Below are 21,752 nucleotides of genomic sequence, written 5' to 3' on the forward strand. Positions count from 1 at the left end.
CATTGCTCGGGCCGCTTGCACGCTGCGGGTTTTCTCCCCTCTCCCGCTTGCGGGAGAGGGGAGCCTATGCGAGCGGTGGCGCCTTTCGCTAACTCTCCCGGTTGCTATGCGATCTCCCTTCAAAACCGGTGCCGCAACCCCACGCTCACCGACTTCGCATCATCCCCGCTGCCCGGATCGATCACGATGCTGTTGTTGCTGACGCTGCCGCCGGCGCTGTTGTGCACCAGCACCGCGCGCACGTAGGCCGTGGTGCGCTTGCTCAGGTCGTGGTCCCAGCCCAGCGTGACTGCCAGCGGCCGCTGGCCGCCGCCGAGGATCTGGCGCTTGAGCGCGGCGGCCTTGAAGGTGTCGCGCGGGGTCACGGCCCAGCTGAAGGTCACGCCGTAATGGCGCGCCGAGCGGGTCTCGGGCCGGTCGCTGCTGGCCGCGCTGAACAGCAGCCCGATCTCCACCGGCTTGAAGCGGTACGAGCCGCCGACGAAATGGTTCGACGTCAGCGTCGGCTCCACCGGCACATTGGCGCCCGAATACATCCCCTGGTAGCTGTAGAACGCATAGGCGTTGCCCGCCTCCCAGGTCGCGTTCATGCCGAAGTTAAGCCCGGAGCGCGCCGACCCCGGCACCTCGCCCGGCGCCACCGCCGCGCCGAAGGCGAAGCCGCCCCACTTGGGCGAGAAGTACTGCACGGCGTTGTCGAAGCGCGCGCCGTAGGCCACATGTCCGGTGCCTTGCGATGCGGTCGCGCTCAGCAGGTTGAACGGCGACACCGCGCCATTCAGCAGGAACGGGTCCAGCCGCAGCAGCGCATAGAACGACGGCGTGTACTGCCGCCCCAGCCGGAGCTCGCCCCAGCCGCCTGACAGGCCCAGGTAGGCCTGCCGCCCGAACAGCCGGTTGTTGCCGAAGAACTCGGTGCCGGTGTCGATATTGAAGCCCGACTCGACCAGGAAGTTGGCCTTGAGCCCGCCGCCGAGGTCTTCGATGCCGCGGATGCCCCAGCGCGACGCGGCCTGCTGGCCTTCGCGCATGCGCACCACGCTGTCCGAGCCCCTGGCGTATTCGATCGATGCGTCGACCACGCCGAACAACTGCATGGTGCCGGCCGCGGCATTGCCCGCGGCCAGGGCCACGCCCATCGCCATCCACTGTGTTGCCTTCACGCTCCCGGTCTCCCGTTCTCGTTGTGGTGTGTTTGCCCTACTTCGCCTGCAGCCCCGCGACCTTCACCACCTCGCCCCATGCAGCCAGGTCGGCGCTGACCAGCTTGCCCAGGTCCGCGGGACTCGACGGCGCGGCCGGCTGCAGGTTCAGCGCGGCAAACCTGGCGCGGTCGGCCGGGGTCTGCAGGATGCGGTTGACCTCGGCGTTGAGCCGCTCGACGATGGGCGCGGGCACACCCCTGGGCCCGAAGATCGCGACCCAGCTGGCCTGCTGGAACGGCACGCCCTGCTGCGACATGGTCGGCACGTCGGGCGCGGTCAGCAGGCGCTCCGGGCCGGACACCGCGATGCCGCGGATGCGGCCGGACTTCAGGTGCGGCACCGCGGAGATGGCATCGGTAATGCCGATGGTGACGTGGCCCGCGGCCAGGTCGTTGCTGCACTGGGTGGCGGTCTTGTACGGAATGTGGCGCAGATGGATGCCGACCTTCGCCTTCAGGTATTCCATTGCCAGATGGCCGCCGGAGCCGACGCCCCACGAGCAATAGGCCAGCTCCGTCTTGCTGCCCTTGGCATAGGCGATCAGTTCCCGCAGGTTGTGCACCGGCACTTCGGCGCTGACCGCCAGCAGGTTGCCGCCGGGCTGGCTGGGCCGCGCGATCGGCGTGAAGTCCTTGAGCGGGTCGTACGGCAGCGACGGCGTGGTCCACGGGTTCACCGTCATGGTCGCGGCATAGGTGAACAGCAGCGTGTAGCCGTCGGGGGCGGCGCGCGCCACGGTCTCGTTGGCGATGATGCCGTTGGCGCCGGGACGGTTGTCGACCACCACCGGCTGCTTCAGCCCCGCGGTCAGGCGCTCGGCCACCAGCCGCGCGGTCTGGTCGGTCACGGTGCCCGCGCCCGATGGCAGCACCATGCGGATCGGCCTGCTGGGGTAAGGTGCCTCGGCGTGCGCGCTGGCGGCGCCCGCCAGGATCAGCGCCGCGGCCAGGGCCGTGCGCGTGGCGCGCGCCCGGTGGGCGAGGGCGCCATTGTGCTGGCTGCTCATATTGCTGTCTCCGTTGCGGCGCATTGGCCGCGCATGCCGGTACGTTGCCGGCGTGTCGTCAGCGGGCGCGCCGGATTTTCAGGGCGCCCGCGCTGAACCGGCTCAGGCCTGCGCCTGCGCCGCGTGATCGAGTGCCGCCAGCCGCTCGTAGTGCCAGTCGGCATCGCCGAACAGGTTGGCATGCGCTGCCAGTCGCTTGTAGCAGTGGCCGACTTCGACCTCGTCGGTCATGCCGACGGCACCGTGCAGCTGCACCGCGTCCTCGCCCAGCGCGCGCCCGGCATCCGAGACAAAGGCCTTGGCGTGGGAGACCGCGCGCATGCGCGCGACCGGATCGCGCTGCAGCGCCTCGGCCGCGGCTTCGGTGATGGCACGCGCCTGCTCGACGCTGACATAGAGGTCCACCAGCCGGTGCCGGATCACCTGGCTGGCGGTCAGCGGCCGGCCGAACTGCTCGCGCGCCGCCAGGTAGTCGCGGGTCAGGTCGAAGGCGCGCGACATGGTGCCGACGGCCTCGGCGCAGGCCATCACGGTGGCGCGGTCGATGGCGGCCTCCACCAGCGGCCAGGCGCCGTCGCGCGCGCCGATGCGCGCGCTGTCCGGCACCACCGCGCGGCGCAGCGTCACGCTGGCGGTCTGGCGGCCGTCGTAGGTCGGCAGCGCCTCGACGCTCACGCCGCGCGTATCGGCCGGCACCGCGAACAGGGTCAGGCCATGGCGCTCGCGGCGCTGGCCGCCGGTGCGCGCCAGCACCAGCAGCAGGCCGGCGCTGCCGCCGCCCAGGACCAGCGTCTTGCGGCCGTCCAGGCTCCATTGCCCCGGGGCGTGGGCGTGCGCGGTGGTGCTGATATCGAACGCGTCATAGCGCCCCTGCGTTTCCCAGGCGGCCAGCGCCAGCATGGCGCCGCCTTCGGCCATCGCCGCCGCGGCGGCCGCATGGGCGGGATCGCCGCAAGCGGCCAGCAGCGGCGCGCACAGCGCGGCATTGGCCAGCCACGGCTCGGCGGGCTGGGCGCGGCCCAGTTCTTCCGCCAGCAGCGCCTGGTCGGCGGCGTCGCCCAGGCCGCCGCAGGCTTCCGGCAAACCCAGCGCCAGCCAGCCCATCTCGGCAAACGCCCGCCAGTGCGTACGCGAGAACCCGTCTGGCTCGGCCAGCGCGGCGCGGCGCTGCTCGAAGCCGTAGCCGCGTTCGACATAGCGCCGCACGCTGTCGCGCAGCATGCGGCGATCGTCCGTTGCATCGCTCATCTGTTCGTGTCCTTATGCAGAGGTTGCAGCCATCTTGGCCGCGCTACAGGCCCAGCACCTGCTTGGCCAGCAGCTCGTGCTGGATCTCGCTGGAGCCGCCGGCGATGGTGTAGCCGCGCGTGACGAAGCGGCGCGCCGACGCCGCGGCGGCGTAGGCGGAGCGCCCCGGTTCCGGCGCCGCCGGCTCGAAATGCGCGGCGCGGTCGTAGGCCAGCGTGTCCGGGCCCAGCGCGTCGACCGCCAGGTTCTCGATGTCCTGGATCAGCCGGCTGCCCAGCAGCTTGAGCATGCCGGTCTCGGGCCCCAGCGCCTGGCCCGCGCGCGCCTGCCGGCGAAAGCGCAGCACGGTGGCCGCCAGCGCCTCCAGCCGTACCTCCAGCGCGCGCAGCCGGCGCGCGAACCACGGCCGCTGCAGCAGCGGCTGGCCGCCCTCTTCCAGCTCCGCGCCGATGGCGCGCACCTTGGCCAGACGGCGGCGGTTCTCGGCCACGCGCGCCAGGTTCAGCCGCTCGTGCTCGAGCAGCGACTTGGCGATGGCCCAGCCGGCGTTCTCGTCGCCGACGCGGTTTGCCACCGGCACTTCCACCTCGTCGAAGAACACCTGGTTGAACAGGTGCCAGCCGTGGATGCCGACCAGCGGCCGCACGCTCACGCCGGGGCTGCGCATGTCGATCAGCAGGAAGCTGATGCCCTGCTGCGCACGCGCCGCGGTGTCGGTGCGCACCAGGCAGAAGATCCAGTCGGCGTACTGCGCGTACGAGGTCCAGATCTTGCTGCCGCTGACCACGTAGACCTCGCTGCCGTCGGCCCGGGTCCTGCGCACCGCGCGCGTCTTCAGCGCGGCCAGGTCGGAGCCGGCGTTGGGCTCGGAATAGCCCTGGCACCACCAGTGCTCCAGGTTCAGGATGCGCGGCAGGAAATACTGCTGCTGCGCCGGCGTGCCATAGCGGATCAGGATCGGCCCGATCATCTCGAGGCTGATGCCGCCGCTCTCGGGCGCGTGCGCCAGCACCAGTTCCTCCTGGAACACGGCGCGGCGCTCGGCGCTCCAGTCGCAGCCCTGCCAGGCCGCCGGCCAGTGCGGCACCAGCCAGCCGCGCCCGGCCAGCCGCTGCTGCCAGTCGACCAGCTCCGGCTTGCTGAGCTCCAGCCCGAGGCGGACTTTCTCGCGCACGGCATGAGGCAGCGCCCGCGCGACGAACTCGCGCACCTCGTCGCGGAAGGCCTGCAGCGAGGCCTCGTCGTCGTTGTCAATGTTGATAAGGGAATCGGTCATGGTGTCTGCCTTCAAGCGTTCCTGTCGCGCGCAACCGAGGCCGCGCGCATGCCGCCCTTGATCGCGGCCACGCCATCCGCCGGAAAGCCGCCGATGGTGGCGGCCAGCCCGCGCGCGCGGTCCAGCACCTGGGCGTCGTCGACCATCTCGGTGGCGATGCCCAGGCGCAGCAGCTCCGGCGCGGGCACGCGGTCGCCCAGCAAACACAGGCGCGCGGCCACGGCTTCGGTGTGGCGCAGCGCCAGCCACTCGGCATTGCGCGGCGCGGACATGCCCAGGCGGATCTCGCCGATCTGCAGGAAGGCGCCGGCGCCGCACACCAGCAGGTCGCCGGCCAGCGCCAGCGCCGCGCCGCCGTTGATGGCATGGCGCTCGAGCGCCACCACCCAGGCCTTGCGGCTGTGCCGCAGGCCCTGGTGCACGCGCTCCCACACCGGCGCGAACGCCGCCAGCCCGCCGGCTTCGGCCTGCAGCGCCTGCAGGTCCAGGCCGGAACAGAAGCCGCCGTCGGCGCCGCGCAGCAGCACCGCGCGCACGCTGTCGTCGGCGGCCAGGGTCTCGATCGCGTCGCCCAGCGCGTGCGCCAGCGCCATGTCGATGGCGTTGCGGCGCGCCGGGCGGTTCAACACCAGCTCGGCCCAGCCGGCGTGGCGCTGCAGCAGGACGGCAGGCTGCGGCGCGTTCATGCTGCCTCCTGCTGCACGGGTTCCACGCCGATGTTGCGGGCACGGGCCATGGCGTCGATCTCGGCGGCGCCGTAGCCCAGTTCCGCCAGCACCTCGGCGGTATGCTGGCCAAGCCGCGGCACCGCAGGGAGTCCGCCGGCGGGCAGGCCGGCCATGGTGAAGGGCAGCCCGGGCAGCTCCAGCCGGCCGCCCTCGCCGTCGTCGACCGCCTGCAGGATGCCGCTGGCACGCACGTCGGGGCTGGCCTTGACCTGGTGGTAGTCGCGCACCACGCCCACCACCACCTGGTGCCGCTCCAGCAGCGCGCGCGCGGCATCGCCGCTCAGGTGGCGCAGCGCGTCGTGCAGGATGGCCAGCAGCGCGGCGCGGTGCCGCACCCGCAGGGCATTGCTGGCAAAGCGTGGGTCGTGCGCCAGCGCCGGCTGGCCGATGGCTTCGCACAAGCGCGTCCAGTGTTCGTCGAGATAGGCCGACAGCACGATATGGCCGTCGGCCACCGCGATCACGTCGGCGGCCGGCGCGGCCTTGGGCTGGCTGTTGCCGCTGCGCACGGGCAGCGCGCCGGAGCACTGGTATTCGGCCCACAGCTGGGCCTGCAGCTGCACCCCCACCGACAGCAGCGAAGTCTCGATGGTCGCGCCGGCGCCGGTGCGCTCGCGGCGGAACAGCGCGGCCAGGATGGCATTGCCGGCCGCCAGCGCGGTGGCCGCGTCGATCAGCGCGAAGCCGGCCTTGAGCGGCTGCCCGCCGGACTCGCCGGTGACCGACATCATGCCGCTCTCCGCCTGCGCGGCGATATCCAGCCCGGGCCGTGTGCGCGACGGCCCGCGCGTGCCGAAGCCGCTGATCGAGGCGTGGATCAGGTCGGGACGCGCGGCGCGCAGCGTGGCGGCGTCCAGCCCCAGCGCTTCCATCGCGCCGGCGCGGGTGTTGTGCAGCACCACGTCGCTGGCCAGCGCCAGCCGGCGCGCCGCATCCAGCCCGCCGGGCGTGCGCAGGTCCAGCGCGATGCCGCGCTTGCCGCGGTTGTAGGCCAGGAACATCGGGCTCTGCGGGCTGGTGCCGTCGAAGCGCCGAGCACTGTCGCCGCGCAGCGCCTCCACCTTGACCACGTCGGCGCCCAGGTCGGCCAGCATCATGGCCGCGCCCGGCGCCGCGATGAACTGCCCGAACTCCGCCACGCGTATGCCTGCCAGCGGCAGGTGTTGCCGGTTTGCCGTGCTCGCCATGCGGTTCTCACTCCCTCGAAGTTGCCGGCGCGGCCGGCGGTTGGCGTCGATGTGGAGCGATCATGCGTTAGCAGCGCGCATCACGGCAGATGCCAAAACGGCTGCGGTGCAAACCACGGGTTAGCACCCCGGGTTATCCCGAACCCCGCGGATTGCCGCTATGCTGGGCGCCCTGGCCATCGTCTGTACGGGACCTTCCATGCGTCTGAACCAACTCCAGGACTTCATCGCCGTGGCCGAGCACGGCAGCATCCGCGCCGGCGCCCGTGCCCGCGACGTGTCGGCGCCGGCACTTACCAAGAGCATCCGCCAGCTCGAGGAAGAGCTGCACGTGCCGCTGCTGACCCGCACCACCCGTGGCGTGGTGCTGTCGCGCTATGGCGAGGCCTTCCTGCGGCGCGCGCGGCTGATCGCCACCGAGGCGCGCAAGGCCAGCGACGAGATGCGCCAGATGCTGGGCGCGCGCAACGGCGTGGTGCGCGTGGGCGCCACCGGCGGCCCGGCGCACCTGCTGCTGCCGGCGGTGCTGACGCGCTTCCGGGCCCAGCATCCGGACGTGCTGGTCTGCATCGACAGCGGGGTCTATCCGATGCACCTGGACGACCTGCGCGCGGGCGTGATGGACATGGCGGTGAGCCCGGTGCCGGACGAGGGCATCGAGCGCGAGTTCACCTGCGAGCCGCTCTACAACAACGATTCGGTGGTGGTGGCGCACCGCGAGCATCCGCTGCGGCATGCGCGCCGCCTGCGCGAGCTGGTGGGTTCGGACTGGGTGCTGACCGGCCAGCGCATGCAGGGCCCGGGCGCCGCCATCCTCGATGCCTTTCGCGAGCACGACCTGCCGCTGCCGCGCGTGGCGGTGCGCTGCGACACCATCGGCATGATCCAGTCGCTGCTGCAGGACCGCCACCTGCTGTGCATGCTGCCGCGCCAGCTGGTGCCGGGACAGCTCGCTGCCGCCGGGCTGGTGCCCTTGCCGATCGAAGACCGGCTGCCCAGCCACCGGGTCAGCCTGATCTACCGCGCCGATTCGCCGATGACGCCGGTCGCCGCGCAATTTGCCACGCAGCTGCGGCGCGAAGTCCACTACCTGACCCACCTGCCCGACAGCCCGCTGCGCCGCCCCGCCTAGGTCGCGCCTGGCGCGCGTTAGCGCAGCGCGCGGCGCGCGGGAACTGCCAGCAGCGGCACGGTGCTAACCAGCGGTTTACACCTGAAATTCCCTAACCGCCGCCGGGCCGCGCCGGCGCTGGCGTTGCGGCCGCCGCGCCGCGGCGCGGCGGGATTTTCCCCAATCCCTGCGCAGTGCCCTCTTGCCTGACAGTGGCACCGGACACCAACCGGATAGCAGGGAGGCAAGCATGCAAGACATCGAAGACCGGCCGTCGGCGCTGGTCACGGGCACGGGGATCGACAGCGCCGGCGACGGCGTCTGGCTGCTGCACGGGCAGGGCCAGAGCTTTGTTGCCGATATCGGCGGCGGCCTGCTGGTGGTCGACAGCGGCCCCGGCGGGCGCGTCACGCGCGGCATGATCGAGGCGCTGCGCACGCAGACCAGCCTGCCGGTGCTGGCGATCTGCTACAGCCACGGCCACCTGGGCTACAACGCCGGCCTGCAGCAATGGCTGGACCACGCCGCCGCGCGCGGCGAGCCCGCGCCGCGCGTGCTGGCCCACGTCAACGTGCTGGCGCGCCAGGCGCGCTACCGCGAGACCCAACGCATGCAGCAGCGCATGGCCGAGATCCAGTTCCGCCAGCCGGCCGGCGCGCTCGCGGGCAAGCTGGTCCATGTTGCCCCCACCGAGACCTTTGCCGACGGCATGACGCTGGGCCACGGCGAGCGCCGCGCCGAAATCCTGTGGGCGCCGTCCGAAACCGACGACGCCGTCGCCGTCTGGCTGCCGGGCCGGCGCGTGCTCTACGGCGGGCCGGCGGTGATCGACTCGATACCCAACATCGGCACCCCGTTCCGCACCATGCGCGACACCGTGCGCTGGGCCGACACGCTGGAACGCCTGGCGGCGCTGCAGCCGCTGTCCGTTGTGCGCGAGTTCGGCGCCACCGTGCAGGGCGAGGCCGAATGCCAGCGCGTGCTGGGCGAAACCGCGCGCGCCCTGCGCTGGCTGCGCGCCGAGGTGGTGCGGCTGATGAACGCGGGCTGCAACGAGCGCCAGATGCTGGCCGCGCTGCAGCCGCCCGCGGCGCTGTTCGACCAGCCCTGGATGCGGCCCACCTACGGCGACCCCAGCTACATCGCGCGCGACATCTACCGCTCGGAGAACGGCTGGTGGGACCGCAACGCGACCACGCTGCACCCGGCGCCGCCGCAGCAGGCCGCAGCGGAGATCGCCGCCGCCGTGGCCGACCACGGCGCGCTGCTGCGCCACGCGCAGGCGCTGGCCGAGCGCGGCGATACGCAGCTGGCGCTGCACGTGATCGACGTGCTGGCGCTGGCGCCGGACGAAACCCCGAGCGTGCGCGAGGCGCGCCGGCTCAAGGCGGCGTGGCTGCGCCAGCGCGCCACGCAGGTGCGCAGCTATGTGTCGCGCAGCCTGTACGGCGCGGCCGCCGACGCGCTGGAGAGCGAAGCGGCGGACAACTTCGGCCTGCACTAGCACTGCCCTCTGCATCAGGGAGACACCATGCAAGACATCGAGCCACGCATCCCCCTTGCAGCCGCGGCCACGCTGCGGCCAGAGCCACGGCGGCGTGCGCTGCTGCGCGGGCTGGCCGCCCTCGGGATGAGCGCCGCGGCGGGTCCGCTATACGCCGGCAACGGCTGGCCGGCGCGGCCGCTCCGGCTGGTGGTGCCGGCGCCGCCGGGCGGCGGCACCGACCTGTTCGCGCGCACGCTGGCGGCATCGCTGGGCAAGGCGCTGGGCCAGACCATCGTGGTCGACAACAAGCCCGGCGCGACCGGCATCATCGGCAACGATGCCGTGGCCAAGGCCAGCCCCGACGGCTACACGCTGCTGTTCACCTACGCCGCCGCGGTGGTGATCAACCAGACCTTGCAGCCGAAGCTGCCGTATGACGGCCTGCGCGACCTGCTGCCGGTGGCGCAGATCGGCGCAGGCGGCAATTTCCTGGTGGTGACGCCGGACTTCCCGGCGCGCACGCTGAAGGAATTCGTCGAGCAAGTGCGCAAGCGCCCGGACGGCTACGACTACGGCTCATGGGGCATCGGCTCGGGCGGCCACCTGACCATGGCGGCGCTCGCCATGCAGACCGGCCTCAGGCTGCGCCACGTGCCGTACAAGGGCGTGGCGCCGATCCTGGCCGACCTGCAGGGCGGCGTGATCAAGGCAGCCTTCGTCGATACCTCGTCGTCGCTGCCGCTGCTCCGCGCCGGCAAGCTGCGCGCGCTGGCGGTCAGCGGCACGCGTCGCGCCCCGGCCACGCCCGAGGTGCCGACCATGACCGAGCAGGGCTATCCGTTCGACACCGACAGCTGGTACGGGCTGTTCGCGCCCGCCGGCACCAGCGCCGCGATCGTGCAGCGGCTCAATGCCGAGGTTAACCGGCTGCTGGCGGACGCGGCCATGCGCGAGCGCTTCCTGCAGCTGAACATGGGCATGGCGCCGGCGAAGACCCCGGAGCAGTTCGCGCAGACGGTGCGCGCGGATGTGGGGGTGTGGGGCAAGGTGATACGGGCGAACAACATCAGCGTCGACTGAAGCCCGGGGCAAGCGCGAAGACGGGCACGCTGGGGAGGCGCCTGCCCTCTCCCCCGCCCCTCTCCCGCAAGCGGGAGAGGGGAGCAAACCCGCCGCGCCGCAATTTCCCCGAGCCCTCCAAACTCCCGCTTGTGTACTCCCTCTCCCGCTGGCGGGAGAGGGTTGGGGAGAGGGCCGGAGTCTCGACGAAGTCCCGGGCCTGCGTATGCCACCGCCTGCCCTCTCACCCTTCCCCCTAGCGCACGGCGCTGCCGTGAGGCGCCGCCGCCTCCGGGCAGTCGACTTCTTCCTATATCGATGTCGGAGCCTCACCGACAGCGGGCGCCCGACCCAGCCACTAGTATCGATTCAGAAAAACAGCACGCCCCACGAAGACCCGGTGCCGCAAGCGGCATCCGGGCACGGCTGCGCGCTGCATGGACTGACAGCAACAACAGGAGGAGCGCCATGGACCGCCGCCAGTTTCTCAAGTGGGGAAGCTTCCTGACCGTCACCGTGGCTACCGGCGGGCTCAGCGCCTGCGGCGGTGGCGATGACGATCCGGCACCGGAACCGGATACCGGCAACCCCGAGAACTTCAACTTCGTGCATGGCGTGGCGTCGGGCGACCCGCGTCCCGACAGCGTGATCGTGTGGACGCGCGTGGAAGGCAGCAACGGCAGGCGCCCGGTGGTGGTGCGGCTGCAGGTGTCGACGCAGCAGGATTTCGCGCCGCCGACGCTGCTGGTCAACCAGCCGCTGATGGCGCTGCCGGACTGGGACTACACCATCCGCAACAAGGTCACCGGCCTGAGCCCGGGCACGCGCTACTTCTACCGCTTCCTGTTGGGCAACCGCCCCAGCACCACCGGCCGCACGCGCACGGCGGCAGCCGCGGGCACCCCGCTGGAACAGCTGCGCTTCGCCTTTGTCAGCTGCCAGGACTGGAATGCCAACCACTGGGCCGGCATGGAAGAGCTGGTGCAGCAGGACCTGGACTTTATCGTCCACGTCGGCGACTACATCTACGAGGCCGTCCCGGGCGGCTCGCGCGCGGGCAACGTCGAGGACCGCCACACCGTGCTGCAGCTGCCCAACGGCACCGCGCTGCCGGATGGCAGCGTCTACGCCACCACGCTGGACGACTACCGCTACCTGTACCGCAACTACCGCAGCGACCCGCGCCTGCAGGCGCTGCACGCGGCGTTCCCGATGATCGCGATCTGGGACGACCACGAGTTCTCGGACAACTGCTGGCAGGACCGCCAGACCTACAACATCACCGACGACCAGACCCCGCGCAGCGCGCGCCGGCGCGCCGCCAACCAGGCCTGGTTCGAGTTCATGCCGGCCGACGTGACGCTGGACCAGGACAACCCGTCGTTCCAGAACATACAGATCTACCGCGCCTTCACCTTTGGCAACCTCGCCACGCTGCTGATGACCGACGAGCGCCTGTACCGCGCCGACCACATCATTCCCGAGCAATCGGTCGGCCGTTCGATCGGCAGCCTGTATTTCGTGCCGACGGCAACGCTGGCCGCGGCCGAGGCGCAGAAGATCGCGGCCGCCGGCAACGCGCTGACGCCGGTGTCGATGCTGGGCGACACCCAGCGCGCCTGGTGGCAGGACCGCATTGGCGCCGACGCCACCACCTGGAAGCTGTGGGGCAACCAGCTGTCGCTGCTGCGCATGCAGGTCGACGTGCCGCTGGCTGTGGCGCGGCTGATCGCGCGCGCGCTGGTGCTGGCCAACAACGCGCTGGCCTCGCTCGAGACCGCGATCGCCAACGCGCTGGCCGACGACCTGCGCGCGGCGCGCATCGCCGGCACCTATGCCAACCTGGCCTATACCGCGCTGCGCAACGTGCTGGTACAGGCCGGCATCGACAGCGCCGCGTTCGACGCCAGCATCAGGCCGCTGATCGAAGCGCGGCTGCCGGCGGTTACGCTGCTCGAACGCTTTATCCTCAATGCCGACCAGTGGGACGGCTTCAACGCCGAGCGCAAGAACCTGATGGCGTTCCTGAAGACCAACGGCATCCGCAACGTGGTGGCGCTGAGCGGCGACATCCACGCCTTCTTTGGCGGACAGGTGATGGACGACTACGATGCCGCCGCGCCGGCGCCGGTGATGGTCGACCTGGTCACGGCAGGGCTGTCGAGCAACACACTGCTCAGTTCCTTCCGCACCGTGGTCGATACCGACGCGGCCTTTGCCGCGCTGCGAGAGCTGATCTACAGCAACGTCGGCGGCACCCTCGTCAATACTTTCGACGCCACGCTGCGCGCCTTCAACCCGTGGCTGCGGCATGCCGACACCAATGCCGAGGGCTATGCGCTGGTCACGCTGACGCCGCAGAAACTGAGCTGCACCTTCCACACCCTGAAGCCGCTCGCCGGCGGCACGGCGCCGGCACAGCCGGCCACCGCCAGCACGCGCTTGCTGGAAGTGGCGGCAGGCACGGCCGACGTGACGGTAACCTAGTGGCGATGACCCGGTGACCGTAGCCTAGTATCCGGCCTGCCGATCCACCAGGTTCAGCAGCGGGCGCCCCTCGCGCGCGCGCCGCAGGTTGTCCAGGCATTGCCGGGCCACCAGCGGGTACGACGGATCGGCCGCGATATGCGGCGTGGCCTCGATGCGCGGATGGTTCCAGACCGGGTCGTCCGCTGCCGGCGGTTCCTTGGCGAATACATCCAGCGCCGCGCCCGCCAGGTGCCCTGCATCGATCAGCGCCACCAGGTCGGGCTCGACCACATGCTCGCCGCGGCCGACGTTGATCAGGTAGGCGCCCCGCGGCAGGCGCGACAAGGTGCGCCGGTCGAGCAGCCCCTCGGTGCGCGGCGTCAGCGGCAGCGTGCAGACCAGGATATCGCTCTGCGCCAGCATGGCGTCCAGGCCGTCGTCGCCGGTGAAGTCCGTCACGCCGGGCAAGTGCTTGGCGGCGCGGCTCCAGCCGCTGACCGGCTAGCCGATGGCGGCGAACATGCGCGCCACCTCGCTGCCGATCTCTCCCAGCCCCAGCACGCCCACGCGGCACTGCGCGGCATCGCGCCCCGCGTGGCGCTTCCATTCGCCGCGGCGCTGCTGTTCGGCGTACAGGCCCAGCGCGCGGGTATGGCGCAGTGCCATCGCCAGCACGAAGCGGGCGATGCCGGCCTGCTGGCCGGGATCGACGATGCGCGTCACCGGGATATGCGCGGGCAGGTCGGGCGCGGCCAGCAGCTTGTCGACGCCGGCGGTGGCGGCGCACACCAGCCGCAGGTTGGGATAGGCCGGCACCACGCCGGGCTTCAGGCCCCACGCGATGATGGCCTCGACCTGTTCCGCGACGGCGGCCTCGCGGCCGTTCCACACGGTGATGTCGGGCGCGGCCTCGCGCAGCAGCGCGGTAATGGGAACCGCCATGAACGACGGCAGGTGGACGAGGATGGCCATGGTCAGTTGCGGTAGTCGGGGTTGATGCGGTCGAGGCGGCGCAGCAGGCCCGGCCAGGCCAGGCTGGAACCCTTGCCCTTGGTGGCCTGGCGTGCCTGCTGTCCCATGTTGGCGCTGGCGGCCTGCGGCACCCGCGTCAGCGCCGTGCCGCCGCTTTGCGCCAGGATCTGGATGCGGCACGCCGACTCCAGCGTGTACATGGTCAGGAACGCATCCGCCACGGTGCGCCCGCAGGTGAGCAGCCCGTGGTTGCGCAGGATCATCTGCTTGCAGCGGCCCAGGTCGGCCACCAGCCGCGCCTTTTCGTCCTCGCGCAGCGCCACGCCTTCATAGTCGTGATAGGCGAGCCCGGTCAGCGCGAACATCGCCTGCTGCGAGATCGGCAGCAGCCCCTCCTGCTGCGCGGACACGGCGACGCCGTGCGCGGTATGCGTGTGCATCACGCAGCCGACTTCGGGCCGCGCCTCGTGCACGGCGCTGTGGATGATGAAGCCGGCCGGGTTGACGTCATACGGCGTGTCCAGCACGGGCTCGCCGTCGTGGTCCACCTTGACCAGGCTCGAGGCCGTGATCTCGTCGAACATCATGCCGTACGGGTTGATCAGGAACTGGTCCGGCGCGTCCGGCACGCGCGCCGAGATATGCGTGAAGATCAGGTCGTCCCAGCCGAAGTGCGCCACCAGCCGGTACGCGGCGGCCAGGTCGATGCGCATCTGCCATTCGGCGTCGGAGACGCGGTCTTTTACGGATTCGTTTGCGGCTTCGACAAGCTGGACTTGCGCCATGTGCGGCCTCCCAGGGGGCATGTGAGTGAATCATTGGACCGCTGCATTGTCCCGGCGCCCCGCGCCAAAGTCTGTTAAGTATTAGACAATCTCGGCTCCGGCAAGGAGGGCGATGTGGGACGTCAGGTGAAGGCCAGGGTAAAGCATGCGTTGAAAGCGGATGAACCGGTGCGCGCGCTGCCGCGCAGCGTGCTGGCCAGCGGCTGGCTGCGCAACGCGCCGCCGCGCGTGCTGGACGCCGTGGCGCTTGCCGCACGCCGCCAGCGCTTTGGCGACGGCGCCATGATCTTCGCGCGCGGCGATCCGCCGACGTATTTCTGCATGGTGGTGTCCGGCCGGGTGCGCATGAGCCGGGTCAGCAGCGGCGGGCGCGAGTCGGTGTACTCGGTGATCGGGCGCGGGCGCTGGTTCGGCGAAATCTCGCTGCTCGACGGCAAGCCGCGCACGCATGATGCCTTTGCCGTCGGCAACACCGAGCTGCTGGTGCTGGGCCAACGCGATTTCCACCGCATCCTGGCTACGCACCCGGAAGGCATGCAGCTGATCGTGCAGCAGATCTGCGCGCGCCTGCGGGTAGCCTTCGACCATGCGCAAAGCGCGGCGCAGGCCCCGGTCGACGCGCGCATGGCGGCGCGCCTGCTGGAGCTGGCCGACCGCACCGACCACGTGGTGCGCATCAGCGCGGAAGAACTCGGCGACATGGTCAGCCGCTCGCGCCAGACCGTGGCCAAGACGCTGCAGGCGTGGCAGGACGCCGGGCTGATCCGCCGCGCCTATCGCCAGATCGAACTGCTGGACCCGGCCGCGCTGAAGCGCATTGCCCGGCGATGACGCCGCGCACGGCCACCCGCGTGCGCAAATAACCTGCCTTGGCCGCGATGGCAAGACTGGTTAACGACCGTTGCAAAAACAAACAGAATGTCAGGTGCCCCGGCGCTACAGTGGTCATTCCCTGCCTGTAGGCGTTTCTAGGAGGTACACGAATGAAGCAACATCTGGCGAAATCCCTGGTCATGGCTGGCGCGATGATCGCGTCCTATCCGCTGTTCGCGCAGCAGGCCCAGCCGCTGCAGCCAGCCCAGCCGATGCCGATGACCCAGCCGACGCAATCCGCGCAACCGGTGCAGGCGATGCCTGCGGCCCCGTCGGCCCCGTCGGCTCCGATGGCCCAGATGGCCCCCGCTGCCCCGGCGGCCGGTGGCAGCTACGCGCAGGCCCCCATGCCCCCGGTCCAGCCCGGCATGGCGCCGGCGCCCGCCGATGCGTCGCTGGCAGGCGGCACGATGTCGGCAGTGGATCCCGCCAGCATGAGCCTCGCGCCCGATGCCCTCGGCAGTCGCCTGGGCCAGCGCAGCACCTTCCTCGACGGCGCCTGAGCGCCGGCCGGCGTGGGCCCGCAGCGCGCGGGCCATGCGCCATGCATCCCTGCATCACGACACACGTAACACGCGGGCGCGCCCCGCCTTACCCTTCCCCGGCAGCCGCGCCCTGCTGCTGCAGCCATTCCAGGAAGGCGCGCAGGTGCAGCGGCTTGTCGGCATCGCGCGGCACCAGCGCATGGTAGGTGTTGCCCGGCGCGCGGATCGCGCCGAACGGCGTGGCGATGCGCCCGCCGGCGCGGTCCGCCTCCAGCGTGGGAAAGGTGCCGATGGCAAAGCCCAGGCTGTCCGCCACCGCCTGCAGCGTGACAAAGAAATGGTCGAAGCGCAGCGTGCGCACCGGCAGCAGCGACGCATGCCCGGCCTGCTGCAGCCATGACTCCCAGCTGCCCGGCCGCGTTTCCGTATAGAGGAACACGCCCTCCACCAGGTCTTCCACCCCTTGCAACGGCAACTGCCGCAGCAACGCCGGGCTGGCGATCACGGTCTGGTACTCGGCAAACACCGGCATCGACTCGAACTGCTCGCCGCGCTCCAGCGTGCGCCGTATCGCCACGTCGAAGGTGCCGTTGAAGCCCGCTTCATTGCTGAAGGCGGTCGAGACCCGCACGTCGACCTCCGGCTGCAGGCGCCGGAAATCATCCAGCCGCGGGATCAGCCAGCGCATGGCAAAGGTGGCCGGCGCATTCACGCGCACCACCTTGCGCGTGGCGATGCGGCCATAGCGCTCGGACGCGGCGCCGATCTGGTCGAACGCCGTGCTGATCTCGCGCGCGAACGCCTGCGCGTGGACGGTCGGCACCATGCGCTGGCCCTGGCGGATAAACAGCGGCTGCCCCAGCCATTGCTCCAGGATCTCGATCTGCCGGCTGACCGCCCCGTGGGTCAGGTGCAATTCGCGCGCGGCGGCCGAATAGCTGCCGGCGCGGGCGGCCACCTCGAAGATGCGCAGGGCGTTGAGCGGGGGCAGCTTGTGCGGCATTGTGAGATTTCCTGACAGAACCTGGCAAATAAACTCGTTTGTGAGAGTTTATCGCTTAACTTAGCATCGGTCTCAGGTAAACCTCTTCACAAAACCTGCACCAAGAGACCCCATGAGCACCCAGATCCAGGCCAACGGCCATGCCTACCAGTTGCCCGCCCGCCCCACCGTCATCGTCTGCATCGACGGCTGCGAACAGGAATACATCAACCTCGCGGTGCAGGCCGGCGCCACGCCCTTTTTCGCCAGCCTGGCCAAACGCGGCACCGTGCTGACCGGCGACTGCGTGGTGCCGTCCTTCACCAACCCCAACAACCTGTCGATCGTGACCGGCGTGCCGCCATCGGTGCACGGCATCTGCGGCAACTTCTTCTACGACACCGAAGCCGGCGCCGAGGTGCTGATGAACGATGCCCGCTACCTGCGCGCGCCCACCGTGCTGGCCGCCGCGGCACAAGCCGGCGCAAAGGTCGCGGTGGTCACCGCCAAGGACAAGCTGCGCGCACTGCTGGGCCACGGCCTGCAGGGCATCTGCTTCTCGGCGGAGAAGGCCGACCAGGCCACCATCGAAGAAAACGGCATCGACGACGTGCTGGGCAAGGTCGGCATGCCGCTGCCGTCGGTCTACAGCGCGGACCTCTCCGAGTTCGTGTTTGCCGCCGGCGTGGCCTTGCTGGAAACCGTGCGGCCCGACCTGATGTACCTGTCCACGACGGACTATGTCCAGCACAAGCATGCACCGGGCACGCCGCAGGCCAATGCCTTCTACGCGATGATCGACAGCTACCTGCAGCGCCTGGATGCGCTAGGCGCGGTCATCGGCGTGACCGCCGACCATGGCATGAACGCCAAGACCGATTCGCTCGGCAAGGCCAACATCCTGTTCCTGCAGCAGGTGCTGGACCAGCGCTTCGGCACCGATGCCACCCGCGTGCTGCTGCCGATCACCGATCCCTATGTCGCCCACCACGGCGCACTCGGTTCCTACGCGACCGTGTACCTGCCCGCCGGCACCGACCAGCGCTCCGTGCATGAGGCCATCGCCGCACTGCCCGGCATCGAGCTGGTGCTGGACAAGCGCGCCGCCAGCGAGCGCTTCGAACTGCCGCCCGACCGCATCGGCGACCTGGTGGTGGTCAGTGAACGGCTGACCGTGCTCGGCACCACGCCGGCACGCCATGACCTGAGCGGCCTCGATGCACCGCTGCGCTCGCACGGCGGCTTGTCCGAGCAGAAGGTGCCGCTGCTGTTCAACCGCAAGGTCAGCGTGCCGGCCGGCCAGCGCCTGCGCAACTTCGACATCCTGCGGCTGGCGCTGAACCACGCCGACTGAAGCGGGTGCGTGCCGGCAAGGCTGGCACGCTTCATCAGCAAGGGGTGACGGCCGCCAACACGGTCACCACCAGGGAGCGGCGCCATGCAAATCCTGCTTTCCCTGATGTCCGGGGTTGCACTGCTGATCTGGGGCGCGCATGTGACGCGCCACGGCATGCTGGAGCTATTGGGGCCGCGCTTGCGGCTGGTGCTGGCCGCGGGCACGGCCAGCCCGGCGCGCGGCTTCCTGGCCGGGCTGGGCGTGACCGCGCTGATCCAGAGCAGCAGCGCCACGGCCTTGATGACAAGCAGCTTTGTGGCGGGAGGCCTGGTGTCGTTGCCGGCGGCACTGCCGATCGTGCTGGGTGCCGACGTCGGCACCAGCGTGATGGCGCGCTTGCTGTCGGTCGACATCTCCTGGCTCTCGCCTCTGCTGCTGGTCATCGGCATTGCCCTGCGCCTGTCCGGCAAGGACAGCCTGCGCGGACAGGCTGGCGAAGTCATGGTGGGGCTGGGGCTGATCACGCTGGCCTTGCACCTGATCCGCCTCTACGCCGCACCGCTGCTGCAGGCTCAGATCGTGCACGCGATCTTCATCTCGCTTGGCAACGACGCCCTGCTGGCATTGGTGATCGGCGCCCTGCTGGCCCTGCTCGCATACTCCGGCCTGGCCGCGGTACTGCTGACCGCAACGTTGGCCATGGGCGGGGTCATCGGCCCGGCAACCGCCTTGCCGCTGGTGCTTGGCGCCAACCTGGGCAGCGGCCTGATTGCCTGCCTTGCCAATTCCGGCGCTGCACCGGCCGCACGGCGGGTATCGCTCGCCAACCTGATGTTCCGGGTGGTGGGGATACTGGCATTCCTGCCGTTGCTGGACGCCATGCCGTGGCTGCTGGCCCGCCTGGGCAGCAGCGCCGCGACCATGGCCATCGACTTTCACATGGCCTTCAACCTGGCCGTGGCGGCAACGCTGATCTGGTTCGTCAAGCCGGTGGCGTCGCTATGCAACCGGTGGCTGCCCGATGCGCACGACCACGCAACACCCGGCGGCGCACGCTACCTGAGCCAGGGCGACCTGCGGCACCCGTCCGTCGCGCTGGGCAATGCCACGCGCGAAGTCGTGCGCATCGGCGACGTGATCGAGGAAATGCTCGGTGGCATGAAGCTCTCGGTGGCGGGCAACGACCGCGCCATGAACGCCCGCTGCCGCGCGCTGGACGACCGTATCGACGACCTCTATTCGTCCGTCAAGATGTACCTGACCGGCGTCGACACCGACAGCCTCGACGACGACGATACCGCGCGCTGGGACGAAATCATGCTGGTCAATATCAACCTGGAATATGCCGGCGATATCGTCGAGCGCATCCTGGCCGACCTGGACCAGCGCAAGCTGAGCCGCAACTACCGGTTCTCGGACGAGGGCAGCGCGGAACTGCTTGCGTTGTGCGACATGCTGGTGGCCAACCTGCGTACCCGGCTGTCGCTGTTCGTCGCTGGCGACCGTACCGCTCCGGCCTTGCTGCACGACTGTGCCGCCGGATTCCAGGCCCGTGCCGAGCGCTTCACCGCGCGCCACATTGCGCGTGTGGCGCAGCGGCGCACGGCAAGCGTGGAGACCAGTGCCTTGCACCTGGATATCCTGCGCGAGCTTTCGCAGATGAACTCGCTACTGTGCGCTGCGCCCGCAGGCATGCCCGGCGCCCAGCGCAGTGCCCTCGCCGAGGACCCTCCGTTCCTGCCTGCCGAATACCCCGGCGCGCCGGACGCACAGGAACGCCTGCTTAATCCGTGACGCCGTCGCGCCCCTGCGTCCAGGCCACCGCCGCACCGGTACGTTTGTGGACAATGACATGCCGTACCGCCTCGCAGCCGCCCGCCAGCGCGTCGTCGGCGATGGCCTTCAGCGGCAGAGCCTTGCCGCCGCGCATCTGCTCGTCGGCGGTGATCAGCGCCACCGCGCCCACGTCGACCAGCCGCTCCTGCAGCGACTTGGCAGAGAAGCCGCCGAACACCACCGAACGCGTGGCGCCCAGGCGCGCGCTGCTTACCAGGGCAGCGAGTAGGTCTTGGTGTTGCAGAAGCTCTTCATCGCCTCCAGCACGCCCTCCTTGTAGCCCAGGCCGGAATCCTTGATGCCACCGAACGGCGTCAGCTCCAGCCGATACCCCGGCACTTCGCGCACATTGACGCTGCCGACCTTCAGCTCGCGCACGAAGCGCGTGATGTAGTCGAGCCGGTTGGTGCAGACCGATGACGACAGCCCGTAGGCGGTGCCGTTGGAAACCCGGATGGCATCATCAATATCCTTGAAACGGATCACCGGCGACACGGGCCCAAAGGTTTCATGCTTCACCACCGTCATCTCCGGATCCACATGGTCGAGCACGGTGGGCGAATACAGCGCGCCGCGGCGGATATTGCCGTAGCGCAGCGTGGCCCCGGCGGCAATCGCTTCATTGACCACCGCCTCGAACTGGATCGCCGCGGCTTCGTCGATGACGGTGCCCATGTCGACCTTCGGGTCCATCGGGTCGCCGTAGTTGAGTGCTTCGGTCTTCGCCACCAGCAGGTCGACAAAGCGCTCCGCCACCGACTCATGCACCAGCATGCGCTTGATCGCGGTGCAACGCTGCCCGGAATTCTTGTACGAGCCGCTTGCCGCCAGCGTCGCGGCCTCTTCCAGATCGGCGTCTTCCATCACGATGATGGGATCGTTGCCGCCCAGCTCCAGCACCTGGCGCTTGTAGGTGGCGGTAGCGGCAATGTACTTGCCGATCGGCACGCCGCCGGTAAAGGTCACCAGGTCGACGTCGGGGTGCGTCAGCATCTCGTCGGCGATCTCGCGCGGGTCGCCGGTGATGATCGACAGCATCGGCGGGGGCAGGCCTGCCTCATACAGGATGTCGGCCAGCAGGTACGCGGCAAGGGGCGTTTTCTCGCTGGGCTTGAGCACCATGCGGTTGTTGGTGGCCACTGCCGGCGCGACCTTGTGGATCACCTGGTTGAGCGGGTGGTTGAATGGCGTGATCGCGGTGATCACGCCCAGCAACGGCTCGCGCAGCGTATAGACCTTGCGGCTCTTGCCGTGGTGGGTCAGGTCGCACGAGAACACCTGGCCGTCGTCGACCAGCGCCTGGTTGGCGGCGAACAGCAGCACGTCCGAGGCGCGGCCGACTTCGTACAGTGAATCCTTGCGGCACAGGCCCGACTCCAGCGTGATGGTGCGCGAGATCTCGTCCAGGCGCGAAGCGATGATCTCGCCCGCGCGCATCAGGATCTTGTAGCGCTCGTAGCGCGTCAGTGTGGGCTGGTAGTCGCGCGCGATGCGGTAGGCGCGGCGCACGTCGTCGAGCGTGGCCTTGGGCACCGTGGCGATGACTTCGCCGGTGTAGGGGTAGGTCACCTCGATCACGTCTTCGCGGTAGATCTTTTCGCCGGCGATGCGAAGGGCCTCGTGGCGGATATCGGGAATGGCATGCAATGCGGTCATGGTTTTACCCTCGCGGGTTTCTGAGCAGTGTGTTGAAAGACAATGCGGGCGT

At 70.0% G+C, this 21,752-nt stretch carries 17 protein-coding genes and 2 pseudogenes; 8 read left to right on the top strand and 11 right to left on the bottom strand.

The genetic code is table 11. The features are described 5' to 3' along the window. Positions 1-119 precede the first annotated feature (119 nt). The 6 genes from CBM2588_RS24285 to CBM2588_RS24310 all read right to left on the bottom strand — a co-directional run bounded on the left by CBM2588_RS24285 (position 120) and on the right by CBM2588_RS24310 (position 6,650). Positions 120-1,145, bottom strand: coding sequence for a porin (locus CBM2588_RS24285; protein WP_115682863.1), 1,026 nt, complete (start codon positions 1,143-1,145; stop codon positions 120-122). Positions 1,146-1,200: 55 nt separating this feature from the next. Then, a complete protein-coding gene (locus CBM2588_RS24290; protein ID WP_115682864.1) occupies positions 1,201-2,211 on the bottom strand; it encodes a Bug family tripartite tricarboxylate transporter substrate binding protein in 1,011 nt (336 codons plus the stop codon). A 102-nt stretch (positions 2,212-2,313) separates the two neighbouring features. Then, positions 2,314-3,459, bottom strand: a complete 1,146-nt coding sequence (locus CBM2588_RS24295; RefSeq protein ID WP_115682865.1) for an acyl-CoA dehydrogenase family protein — start codon at positions 3,457-3,459, stop codon at positions 2,314-2,316. Between the two features lie 43 nt (positions 3,460-3,502). After that, on the bottom strand, positions 3,503-4,735 hold the full coding sequence (locus CBM2588_RS24300) for an acyl-CoA dehydrogenase family protein (protein WP_115682866.1): 1,233 nt from the start codon (positions 4,733-4,735) through the stop codon (positions 3,503-3,505). Positions 4,736-4,746: 11 nt separating this feature from the next. Beyond that, the gene (locus CBM2588_RS24305) at positions 4,747-5,421 is read right to left on the bottom strand and encodes an enoyl-CoA hydratase/isomerase family protein (protein WP_115682867.1); all 675 of its coding nucleotides are present in this window, start codon (positions 5,419-5,421) and stop codon (positions 4,747-4,749) included. After that, positions 5,418-6,650: a CaiB/BaiF CoA transferase family protein gene (locus tag CBM2588_RS24310; RefSeq protein WP_115682868.1), complete on the bottom strand. Its 1,233-nt coding sequence runs from the start codon at positions 6,648-6,650 to the stop codon at positions 5,418-5,420. Before CBM2588_RS24310 ends, CBM2588_RS24305 begins: the two co-directional genes overlap by 4 nt. Before the next feature lie 199 nt (positions 6,651-6,849). On the opposite strand from CBM2588_RS24310, the gene CBM2588_RS24315 reads away from it, so the two are divergent. From CBM2588_RS24315 to CBM2588_RS24330, 4 genes are all read left to right on the top strand, one after another. Further along, positions 6,850-7,782 (top strand): LysR family transcriptional regulator, encoded by a 933-nt coding sequence (locus CBM2588_RS24315; protein ID WP_115683721.1) that lies wholly within the window; start codon positions 6,850-6,852, stop codon positions 7,780-7,782. A gap of 229 nt (positions 7,783-8,011) precedes the next feature. Then, complete coding sequence (locus tag CBM2588_RS24320; RefSeq protein ID WP_115682869.1) at positions 8,012-9,265, top strand: alkyl sulfatase dimerization domain-containing protein; 1,254 nt, start codon at positions 8,012-8,014, stop codon at positions 9,263-9,265. A gap of 27 nt (positions 9,266-9,292) precedes the next feature. Next, a complete protein-coding gene (locus tag CBM2588_RS24325) occupies positions 9,293-10,327 on the top strand; it encodes a Bug family tripartite tricarboxylate transporter substrate binding protein (protein ID WP_115682870.1) in 1,035 nt (344 codons plus the stop codon). A gap of 447 nt (positions 10,328-10,774) precedes the next feature. Then, on the top strand, positions 10,775-12,793 hold the full coding sequence (locus CBM2588_RS24330) for an alkaline phosphatase D family protein (protein ID WP_115682871.1): 2,019 nt from the start codon (positions 10,775-10,777) through the stop codon (positions 12,791-12,793). A 24-nt stretch (positions 12,794-12,817) separates the two neighbouring features. On the opposite strand, the pseudogene CBM2588_RS24335 reads toward CBM2588_RS24330, so the two are convergent. Further along, positions 12,818-13,747, bottom strand: a pseudogene (locus tag CBM2588_RS24335) (2-hydroxyacid dehydrogenase). 2 nt (positions 13,748-13,749) lie between these two features. After that, complete coding sequence (locus tag CBM2588_RS24340; protein WP_115682872.1) at positions 13,750-14,532, bottom strand: class II aldolase/adducin family protein; 783 nt, start codon at positions 14,530-14,532, stop codon at positions 13,750-13,752. A 114-nt stretch (positions 14,533-14,646) separates the two neighbouring features. On the opposite strand from CBM2588_RS24340, the gene CBM2588_RS24345 reads away from it, so the two are divergent. Together CBM2588_RS24345 and CBM2588_RS24350 are read left to right on the top strand one after the other, a co-directional pair. Beyond that, the gene (locus CBM2588_RS24345) at positions 14,647-15,363 is read left to right on the top strand and encodes a Crp/Fnr family transcriptional regulator (protein ID WP_231942260.1); all 717 of its coding nucleotides are present in this window, start codon (positions 14,647-14,649) and stop codon (positions 15,361-15,363) included. A gap of 152 nt (positions 15,364-15,515) precedes the next feature. Further along, positions 15,516-15,908, top strand: coding sequence for a hypothetical protein (locus tag CBM2588_RS24350; protein ID WP_115682874.1), 393 nt, complete (start codon positions 15,516-15,518; stop codon positions 15,906-15,908). Between the two features lie 88 nt (positions 15,909-15,996). Here CBM2588_RS24350 and CBM2588_RS24355 read toward each other — a convergent pair whose 3' ends face one another. Further along, the gene (locus tag CBM2588_RS24355; protein ID WP_115682875.1) at positions 15,997-16,893 is read right to left on the bottom strand and encodes a LysR substrate-binding domain-containing protein; all 897 of its coding nucleotides are present in this window, start codon (positions 16,891-16,893) and stop codon (positions 15,997-15,999) included. Positions 16,894-17,005: 112 nt separating this feature from the next. Between CBM2588_RS24355 and phnA the strand changes: the two genes are divergently transcribed. Together phnA and CBM2588_RS24365 are read left to right on the top strand one after the other, a co-directional pair. Continuing rightward, positions 17,006-18,226: a phosphonoacetate hydrolase gene (gene phnA / locus CBM2588_RS24360; protein WP_115682876.1), complete on the top strand. Its 1,221-nt coding sequence runs from the start codon at positions 17,006-17,008 to the stop codon at positions 18,224-18,226. Between the two features lie 84 nt (positions 18,227-18,310). Beyond that, positions 18,311-20,002, top strand: coding sequence for a Na/Pi cotransporter family protein (locus CBM2588_RS24365; RefSeq protein ID WP_115682877.1), 1,692 nt, complete (start codon positions 18,311-18,313; stop codon positions 20,000-20,002). A 4-nt stretch (positions 20,003-20,006) separates the two neighbouring features. On the opposite strand, the pseudogene CBM2588_RS24370 reads toward CBM2588_RS24365, so the two are convergent. Together CBM2588_RS24370 and phnY are read right to left on the bottom strand one after the other, a co-directional pair. Then, a pseudogene (locus CBM2588_RS24370) lies at positions 20,007-20,255 on the bottom strand (acetate--CoA ligase); the annotation flags it as partial. After that, positions 20,255-21,700 (bottom strand): phosphonoacetaldehyde dehydrogenase, encoded by a 1,446-nt coding sequence (gene phnY, locus CBM2588_RS24375; RefSeq protein ID WP_115682878.1) that lies wholly within the window; start codon positions 21,698-21,700, stop codon positions 20,255-20,257. The gene phnY and the pseudogene CBM2588_RS24370, both read right to left, overlap by 1 nt. Between the last annotated feature and the right edge of the window lie 52 nt (positions 21,701-21,752).

The organism is Cupriavidus taiwanensis (assembly GCF_900250075.1).
GTDB classification, from domain to species: domain Bacteria; phylum Pseudomonadota; class Gammaproteobacteria; order Burkholderiales; family Burkholderiaceae; genus Cupriavidus; species Cupriavidus taiwanensis_C.